The sequence below is a fragment of the Pseudomonas sp. genome, from assembly GCF_035277045.1.
Taxonomy (GTDB): Bacteria; Pseudomonadota; Gammaproteobacteria; order Pseudomonadales; family Pseudomonadaceae; genus Aquipseudomonas.
In genome coordinates, this window is the sequence record NZ_DATELE010000063.1 from 1 (window position 1) to 9,018 (window position 9,018).

A 9,018-nucleotide genomic window follows, 5' to 3' on the forward strand; every position below is an offset into this window, starting at 1 on the left:
CGGCCGACGCCAAGGCCGAGCTCAAGCAGCTGACCCCTGCGTCCTATATCGGCAATGCAGCGGCACAGGCCAAACGCATCTGACCTGCGCCCTGCACACAACGCCCGGCTGAGCCGGGCGTTTTTATTCCCGGATAAAAACTACCTTCTTTCAATAGGTTGAACATGAATTCTGATACTCCACTGCAGCTGTTGGGCGGCCTGACCGCGCGCGAGTTCCTGCGCGACTACTGGCAGAAGAAGCCATTGCTGGTGCGCCAGGCCTTCCCGGACTTCCAGAACCCGATCGACGCCGACGAGCTGGCCGGCCTTGCGCTGGAAGAGGAAGTCGAATCGCGCCTGGTGATCGAGCATGGCGAGCGCCCATGGGAAATGCGCCGCGGCCCGTTCGCCGAGGACGCCTTCGCCAGCCTGCCCGAGCGCGACTGGACCCTGCTGGTGCAGGCAGTGGACCAGTTCGTGCCGGAAGTCGCCGAACTGCTGGAGTCGTTCCGCTTCCTGCCGAGCTGGCGCATCGACGACGTCATGATCAGCTTTGCCGCTCCGGGTGGCAGCGTCGGCCCGCACTTCGACAACTACGATGTGTTCCTGCTGCAAGGCCAGGGCAAGCGCAACTGGAAGATCGGCCAGGTGTGCGACAGCGACAGCCCGCTGATCGAGCACGCCGACCTGCGCATCCTGCGCGACTTCGAGCAGAGCGATGAGTGGACCCTGGAGCCCGGCGACATGCTCTACCTGCCGCCGCGCCTGGCTCACTACGGTGTTGCCGAGGATGACTGCCTGACCTATTCGGTCGGCTTCCGCGCGCCGAGCGCGGCCGAGGTGCTGACTCACTTCACTGACTTCCTGAGCCAGTTCCTCCCGGACGAGGAACGCTACAGCGACGCCGATGCCCAGCCGGTCAGCGACCCGCACCAGATCCAGCACGACGCCCTGGGCCGCCTCAAGAGCCTGCTCACCGAGCACATGGGTGACGAGCGCCTGCTGCTGACCTGGTTCGGCCAGTTCATGACCGAGCCACGGTACCCTGAGCTGGTCAGCGGCGAGGAGCTCAGTGAGGAAGAGCTGGCCGACAGCCTCGAGCAAGGCGCCATCCTCATCCGCAACCCTAGCGCGCGCCTGGCCTGGTCGGAAGTCGACGACAACCTGCTGCTGTTCGCCAGCGGCCAGAGCCGCCTGGTGTCGGGTGACCTGCGCGAGCTGCTGAAGCTGATCTGCGCCGCCGATGCGCTGCATGCCGAGAACCTTGGGCCATGGCTGCAGAACGAAGAAGGCGTGACCCTGGTCTGCCAGCTGATCAAACAAGGAAGTCTGGGATTCGCCAATGAATAAGATCCGGGTTCGCATTGCCGACTGGCAAAAAGACAACGCCGATATCCGCCGCATCCGCGAAGCGGTGTTCATCGCAGAGCAAAGCGTGCCGCCGGAGCTCGAGTGGGACTCGGACGACCAGGGCGCGCTGCATTTCCTGGCGCTTGAAGGTGATTACCCGGTGGGAACCGCACGCCTGCTGCCCGACGGGCATATCGGACGCGTGTCCGTGCTCAAGGACTGGCGCGGGCTGAAAGTCGGCGATGCGCTGATGCAGGCGGTGATCCTTGAGGCGCAGAACCGTAACCTCAAGCAACAGATGCTCAGCGCCCAGGTGCATGCCACCGCTTTCTACGAGCGCCTTGGGTTCAAGGTGGTCAGCGAGGAATTCCTCGAAGCCGGCATTCCGCATGTGGACATGGTGCGCGTTTCCTGCGAGACAGCGTGAGACCCGGGGCCGCTGCGCGGCCCCAGCATCACCCCTCTTGAAACTGTACATCCATACAGATTTTCGCTTGCCTCCCCGCCCTACTTTGCGCATCCTGTCGGCTACCTTTGCTGACGAAGCGTTACCCGGCCATGCGCCTCTTTCTCTGCGAAAAACCCTCCCAAGCCAAGGACATCGCCAAGGTCCTGGGCGCCACGCGCAAAGCCGACGGCTGCTGGCAAGGCACCGGCGTCTGCGTGACCTGGTGCATCGGCCACCTGCTCGAGACCGCGCCACCCGATAGCTACGACGCGCGCTACAAACGCTGGGATCTGGCCGACCTGCCGATCATCCCGGACAAATGGAAAATGCTGGTGAAGCCCAAGACAGCCAGCCAGTTCAAGGCCGTCAAGCGCCTGCTGGGCGAGGCCAGCGACCTGGTGATCGCCACCGACGCCGACCGCGAGGGCGAAATGATCGCCCGCGAGCTGGTCGAGTATTGCCGTTATCGGGGGCCTATCCAGCGCCTGTGGCTGTCGGCGCTGGACGATGCATCCATCCGCAAGGCCCTGGGCAGGCTGCGGCCCGGTCAGGAGACCTTCAGCCTGTATCACTCGGCGCTGGGCCGCTCGCGCGCGGACTGGCTGATCGGCATGAACATGAGCCGGCTGTTCACGCTGCTCGGGCAGAAGTCAGGCTACCAGGGTGTGTTGCCGGTGGGCCGGGTTCAGACGCCGACGTTGCGCCTGGTGGTTGACCGTGACCGCAGCATCGCCGACTTCGTGCCGGTGCCCTTCTGGAGCATCGACGTGAAGCTGGAGCACGCCGGCACCGCCTTCAACGCCCAGTGGCGCGCGCCCGAGGATGCCTGTGACGACCAGGGCCGCTGCCTGAACCAGCCACTGGCCCAGCGGGCGGCGGCCGACATCGGCGCCGCCGGCACGGCACGGACGCTGAAGGTGGCGACCGAGCGCGTGCGCGAAGCCGCGCCGCTGCCCTTCGACCTCGGCACCCTACAGGAGCTGTGCTCGAAAAAGTTCGGGCTTGGCGCCCAGGAGACCCTCGACATCGCCCAGGCCCTCTACGAGACCCACAAGCTGATCACCTATCCGCGCAGCGATTGCGGTTACCTGCCCCTGAGCCAGCATGGCGAGGCGGCGGGCATCCTGGCCGCGCTGCAGCGTGCAGACGCGAGCCTTGCGCCGTTGCAGGCGCACCTGGAGCCGCAACGCCGCTCGCGCGCCTGGAACGATGCCAAGGTCACGGCACACCACGGCATCATTCCCACCGCTGCCGCCAGCGACCCCTCGCGGCTACCGGCCAAGTACAACTCGGTCTACACCTTGATCCGCGCGCGCTACCTGGCGCAGTTCCTGCCCAACCACGAATACGACCGCACCCAGGCCGAGTTCGACTGCGCAGGCCATGCCCTGCGCGCCGTCGGTAAACAGATCGTCGAGCCTGGCTGGCGCCGGGCATTGCCCGAGGCCTTGACCCCGAGCAAGGGCCGCGAGCCGCCGCCCGCCCAGGTGTTGCCACTGCTGCGCGAGGGCCAGGACTGCAGCGTGCTCGCCCAGCAGCTCAAGGACCTCTGGACCCAGCCGCCCAAACCCTTTACCGAGGGCGACCTGATCAAGGCCATGAAAAACGTGGCCAAGCTGGTGGACGACCCGCGCCTCAAGCAGAAGCTCAAGGACACCACCGGCATCGGCACCGAAGCCACCCGCGCGGGCATCATCCAGGGCCTGATCGACCGAGGCTACCTGGACAAGCAGGGCAAGGCCCTGTGCGCGACACCCCCCGCCTTCAGCCTGATCGACGCCGTCCCCCGCGCCATCGCCGACCCGGGCACCACCGCGATCTGGGAACAGGCGCTGGACATGGTGCAGAACGGCGAGATGAGCCTTGAGGAGTTCGTCGCCAAGCAGTCGGCGTGGATGAGCAAGCAGGTGGAGCGGTGTTCGGGGCTGCAGCTGCGTATCAGCGGGGCGGCGCCTGCGAAAAAAGGGGGCACGCCGTTCAAGAAGAAACGCCGGAGCAGTGGTGCGCCGAAGGGCAAGGCACGGCAGCCCCCTCGTAAACCGCCTGCAAGATCTTCATAGACCATACCGGCCTCTTCGCTGGCAAGCCAGCTCCCACCGGCACTGCGCTGCGCCCGAGGACGGCGCCGTACCTGTGGGAGCTGGCTTGCCAGCGAAGAGGCCGGTACTGACACCCCACCAACAACGCCCACGACTGGCCACCCAAGCCTGCGCCGTTTACCATGCCACTCCTTTAGCGCAGCCCTTCTGCGCCCTGCCGCGATAATGACCATGCCCTTCGAACTCAGTGTTGAACCGCTAACCCTGCTGATCCTCGCCGTCGTCGCGTTCGTCGCCGGCTTCATCGATGCCATCGCCGGTGGTGGCGGCCTGCTCACCACGCCCGCCCTGCTCACGGCAGGCATGCCGCCCCATCTGGTACTGGGCACCAACAAGCTCAGTTCCACCTTCGGCTCGGCCACGGCCGGCTTTGCCTACTACCGGCGCAAGCTGTTCCATCCGGCGCAGTGGCGCACGGCGCTGTTCGGCACCTTGGCGGGCGCGTTGATCGGGGCCGTGGTCGCCCACTACCTGCCCGCCGAGTGGCTGAACAAGATGCTGCCCGTGGTGGTCTTCGCGTGCGGCATCTACCTGCTGTTTGGCGGCACGCCCAAGGCGCCGCTGGATGCCGACGCCCCCATCAGGAAGACCTGGCAGCTGCCGCAGGGCCTGACCCTGGGCTTCTACGACGGCGTGGCCGGCCCAGGCACTGGCGCCTTCTGGACGGTCAGCACCCTGCTGATCTACCCCATCGACCTGGTACGCGCCAGCGGCGTGGCCCGCAGCATGAACTTCGTCAGCAACGCCGCGGCACTCTCGGTGTTCATCTTCTCGGGCCAGGTGGACTGGCTGGTCGGCCTGTCGATGGGCTCGGCCTTGATGGTGGGTGCCTACTTTGGCGCACGCACGGCGATCAGCGGCGGCAGCAAGTTCATCCGCCCGGTGTTCATCACCGTGGTGCTGGCGCTGACGGTGCGCCTAGCGTGGCAGCACTGGTTCGGCCAGGCCTAGCCTGCGCGCCACGTAAAGGTCGATCAGGTAGCGCGCGATGGAACGCCCCGCCGGCAATGGCGGCAGGGCGTGCACATTGAACCACTGGGCATCCTCGATCTCGTCCGGCTGCATGACGATCTCTCCGCCCGCGTACTCGGCATGAAAACCCAGCATCATCGAATGGGGGAACGGCCAGCACTGGCTGCCGACGTACTGGATGTTCCTGACCTCGACCGCAACCTCCTCGCGCACCTCGCGCACCAGGCAGTCCTCGGCTGACTCACCCGGCTCGGCGAAGCCTGCCAGGGTGCTGTAGACGCCGGTGACGAAGCGCGGCGAACGCGCCAGCAGGATCTCATCGCCGTGGGTCACCAGCACGATCATGCTGGGTGAGATCCGCGGGTAGTTGCGCAGCTCGCACGTCGCGCAGTACATGGCCCGCTCCCAATGGATCTGGCTCATGGCCTGGCCGCAGCTGCCGCAGAAGCGGTGCTCGCGGGCCCAGGTACCGATCTGCGCCGCATAGCCGAGGATCTTGTAGAGATCGAAATCACCCTCGAGCATGAACTGGCGCAGACCCCGCCAGCCGCAGCCGGCCACCGCCTGCGGCGCGCGCAGCTCGAGCAGGAACACCGGCTGGCCATCGAAGTGGCCAATGCCGTGCTCGCACAGGACATCCAGGCCCTGACGCTTGAGCCAGTCGCGGGGAAACAGCGCCCCGTTGTCATCCACCAGGAACCCCTCGCTGCTGCGGGCCACGGCCCACCCTCCGCTGAGTTGCGGGTCCAGTACTGCGGTGCTCCAGCGTGCTGACATGATCGGTTCCTTGACGCGTCCGCCGCTGCAGGTCAGTCGGCGAATTCAGGTTTGTGTTTGCTCAGGTGCGCCGCCATGGCGATCCGCACGTCGTCTGATTGCAGCATGGCCGCATTCCAGGTGGCAATGTACTCAAGGCCATCCTCGATGCGATGGTCACGCATGTAGCCGAGCATCTCCTTGGTGCCAGCCACGGCGATCGGGGATTTTGTCGCAATTTCGGCCGCGATGGCAAAGACTCCATCGAGCAATACCGCGTGGTCCTCGAACACGCGGTTGACCAGGCCGATCGCCTGGGCCTCCGGCGCGTGGACCGTGCGCCCGGTGTAGGCCAGCTCACGCAGGATGCCGTCACCGATGATCCGCGGCAATCGCTGCAGGGTGCCAATGTCGGCGGCCATGCCCATGTCGATTTCCTTGATCGAGAACTGCGCGTCGTTACTGCAGTAGCGCATGTCGCAAGCCGAGACCAGGTCTATGGCGCCCCCGATGCAGTAGCCCTGGATCGCCGCCAGCACCGGCTTGCGGCACTTGTCCACCGCCGTGATGCACGCCTGCAGCCGCAGGACGGTACGGCGCAGGGAGCGCGCGCTGCGGGCCACATCCTTCTCCAGCTCGCTGGCCAGCGAGGCCAGCAGCATAAGGTCGATCCCCGCCGAAAAGTGCTTCCCCGCCCCGCTCAGCACCACCACACGCACCGCGTCGGTGTTGTCGATCCAATGAAAGATCGCCAGGAGTTCGTCCCAGAACGCCGCGTTCATCGCGTTGAGCTTTTCAGGACGATTGATCTGGACATGGGCGATGTTGTGGGTCAGTTCTACCTTGAACGCGCTGTATTCGGTCACGGGGCATACCTGTCAGGGAAGTGAGGACATGGGTCCGACTATAGCGCAGGCGACGGAGGGGGCTTTGGCCAAAGTCGGGACGGATTTCAGCGTCTTTTCATCGGCGGCGAAGCGGGCTCCCGGGAGTGTCAGGGTTAACGGGGTTGCAGGTTTTGCGGCCCCTCCGGGCCCGATCGCGGCACAAGGCTCGCTCCCACAGGCCCGGCCTTGCCGGGCCGAGAGGTATAAGTAACCAGGTTGAAGACAGTTGCTCCCACAAGCCCGGCGATGCCGGGCCGGGTGCGTTGACTACCTCGGTAGTTGGCTTTGGCTTTGGCTTTGGCTCTTGATCTGGCTCTTGATCTACCGCCCCTTCCAGCAGGCCGAGTGGAGGTGTCGTGGAGGGGCGTGGGCGCAGCCCACCTTCGGCGCAGCCGAAGGCGCGAGCAGGGCCGCGCAGCCCCGGAGCGACACCGGAAGGAGGGGACCCGAAGCGCAGCGTAGGGCCCATGGAGGGGCCAGCCTTTTTGGTTACTTTTGAGGCGCTTGTCAAAAGTGACTCGCCGTAAGGGCGAAACCGTACTCCGCGCCACCACAATAAACGGATATTCACCCAACCAAAACGCCCCCAAAAACGCCCCCCCCCAAAGCCCCCTCACCCCCCCCGAGCCCGATCCCGAACCGGACACTGCGCCCGATGCAAATTCAACGCCGTATTAATAATCCCAATATGACTAAACGCCTGAGGAAAATTCCCCAACATCCGCCCACTCACCGGCTCATACTGCTCAGCCAGCAACCCAACGTCATTGCACAGCCCAGTCAACCGCTCATACAGCCCCCGAGCCTCATCCTGACGCCCCAACAGCACATACACATCCGCCAGCCAGAACGAACACACCAGAAACGTCCCCTCCCCCGGTTCCAGCCCATCACACCCGCTGTCAGTGTCATAGCGCAACAACAACCCATGACGCAGCAGGCGCTTTTCGATCTGCTCCAGCGTGCGCAGAAACCGCGGATCGTCCGCTGGCAAAAAACCCGTCAGGGCGATCTGCAACAGGCTGGCGTCCATCTCGGCCGAGCCGTAGGCCTGGACAAAGTACCTGCCTTCCGGGTCGAGGCCCTTTTCGCAGACCTCCCGATGAATCCGCGTAGCCACCTCGCGGTAATGCCGGCCACGCTCGCGGTCCTCTTCCGTGCCATCGGCCAGCCCGGCCGCGCGATCGAAGGCCACCCACGCCATGACCTTGGAATGCACGAAGTGCTGGCAGCCACCGCGCACCTCCCAGATCCCTTCATCGGGCTCGCGCCAGATACGCTCCAGGTACGGCATGATCAGCCGCGACAACGCCGCGCTGCGGGGATGGCGCGGCAACCCGCCACGAATCGCCTGGCTCATGGCGTCGGCGACCTCGCCATAGATGTCCAGCTGGTGCTGCTGGGCCGCGGCATTGCCGACCCGCACCGGCTGTGAGCCTTCATAGCCGGCCAGCCAGGGCAGCGTACGCTCGGGCAACTGCCGCTCGCCGGCCAGTCCATACATGATCTGCATCTGTTCAGGGTTGCCGGCCACCGAACGCATGAGCCATTCACGCCAGGCGGCGGCCTCTTCGAAGTAACCCAGGTTCATGAAGGCCAGCAAGGTCATGGTGGCGTCGCGCAGCCAGCAATAGCGATAGTCCCAGTTGCGCTCGCCACCCAGGTGTTCGGGCAGCGAGGTGGTCACCGCCGCGACGATACCGCCGGTGGGTGCGTAGGTCATCGCCTTGAGCGCGATCAGCGAGCGCTTGACCTGGGGCGTCCAGTCACCGACGTCCGGACAACGCCCGGCAAAGGCGCGCCATTGCTCCAGGGTGTGCTGCAAGGCCTGATCGGCGTCGAGCCCCGGCAGCTGGGTCAGGTGCGAGGCCTGGTGAAGCAGGACGAACACCTGCCGCTCGCCCGCCGCCACCCGGAAGCGGCTGACCGTGTGATGGTCCTGCGCGTGAGTCGCGACGCTGCTGCGCAGGATCAGGCGATCAGGCCCGGCGACCGCTGTGAGGGTCAGGGGATCGTGCTTCTCGACCCAAGGCACGCTGCGCCCGTAGTCGAAACGCATGACCAGGTCCATCTCGAAGCAGGTCTCGCCCGCCAGCCCCTCGACCACGCGCACCACGGCGTTGGCCTCGTCCAACGGCATCCAGTCGGTCACCTGGGCACGGCCCTGGGCGGTGACATAGGTGGTGCGCAGCACCAGGCTGTCGTCCAGGTACTCGCGCTGCACCTGCTCCAGCGGATCGCTCGGCGCCAGGCGCCAGCGCCCGTTCTCTTCGTTGCCCAGCAGGGCGGCGAACACGGCCGGGGCGTCGAACCGGGGCAGGCACAACCAGTCCAGCGAGCCATCCCGGCTGACCAGGGCGGCACTGCGGCAATTGCCCAGCAGGGCGTAGTCTTCGATCAGCGCGGGCATGTCTTCTCCTTGTCGGTCAGCCGAGCGGGTGCCACTCGCGCTTGTCACGGGCCAGCAGGTCATCGCCGGCCGCCGGTCCATCCTCGCCGGCGGGATAGCTGTGCACTTCGCCGTC

The 9,018-nt window shown here is 65.7% G+C and carries 8 protein-coding genes; 5 read left to right on the plus strand and 3 right to left on the minus strand.

Annotated elements, in window-relative coordinates; all coding sequences use genetic code 11:
- The 5 genes from VJS90_RS02820 to VJS90_RS02840 form a co-directional block, all read left to right on the plus strand.
- The coding region (locus VJS90_RS02820) for a hypothetical protein (protein ID WP_324118901.1) at positions 1 to 83 on the plus strand (83 nt) is incomplete at its 5' end.
- Positions 84 to 164: 81 nt separating this feature from the next.
- Complete coding sequence (locus VJS90_RS02825) at positions 165 to 1,331, plus strand: cupin domain-containing protein (protein ID WP_324118887.1); 1,167 nt, start codon at positions 165 to 167, stop codon at positions 1,329 to 1,331.
- A complete protein-coding gene (locus VJS90_RS02830) occupies positions 1,324 to 1,758 on the plus strand; it encodes a GNAT family N-acetyltransferase (RefSeq protein WP_324118889.1) in 435 nt (144 codons plus the stop codon). The genes VJS90_RS02825 and VJS90_RS02830 overlap by 8 nt, the downstream gene beginning before the upstream one ends.
- Positions 1,759 to 1,889: 131 nt before the next feature.
- Positions 1,890 to 3,839: a DNA topoisomerase III gene (locus VJS90_RS02835; RefSeq protein WP_324118891.1), complete on the plus strand. Its 1,950-nt coding sequence runs from the start codon at positions 1,890 to 1,892 to the stop codon at positions 3,837 to 3,839.
- Between the two features lie 210 nt (positions 3,840 to 4,049).
- The gene (locus tag VJS90_RS02840) at positions 4,050 to 4,829 is read left to right on the plus strand and encodes a TSUP family transporter (RefSeq protein ID WP_324118893.1); all 780 of its coding nucleotides are present in this window, start codon (positions 4,050 to 4,052) and stop codon (positions 4,827 to 4,829) included.
- On the opposite strand, the gene nudC is transcribed toward VJS90_RS02840, so the two are convergent.
- From nudC to VJS90_RS02855, 3 genes are all read right to left on the minus strand, one after another.
- Entirely contained in the window at positions 4,797 to 5,627 is an 831-nt protein-coding gene (gene nudC, locus VJS90_RS02845) for an NAD(+) diphosphatase (protein ID WP_324118894.1), read from the minus strand. The genes VJS90_RS02840 and nudC overlap by 33 nt on opposite strands.
- A gap of 32 nt (positions 5,628 to 5,659) precedes the next feature.
- Positions 5,660 to 6,472, minus strand: a complete 813-nt coding sequence (locus VJS90_RS02850; protein WP_324118896.1) for a crotonase/enoyl-CoA hydratase family protein — start codon at positions 6,470 to 6,472, stop codon at positions 5,660 to 5,662.
- A 634-nt stretch (positions 6,473 to 7,106) separates the two neighbouring features.
- Positions 7,107 to 8,903 (minus strand): glycoside hydrolase family 15 protein, encoded by a 1,797-nt coding sequence (locus VJS90_RS02855; protein WP_324118899.1) that lies wholly within the window; start codon positions 8,901 to 8,903, stop codon positions 7,107 to 7,109.
- Positions 8,904 to 9,018: the final 115 nt, after the last annotated feature.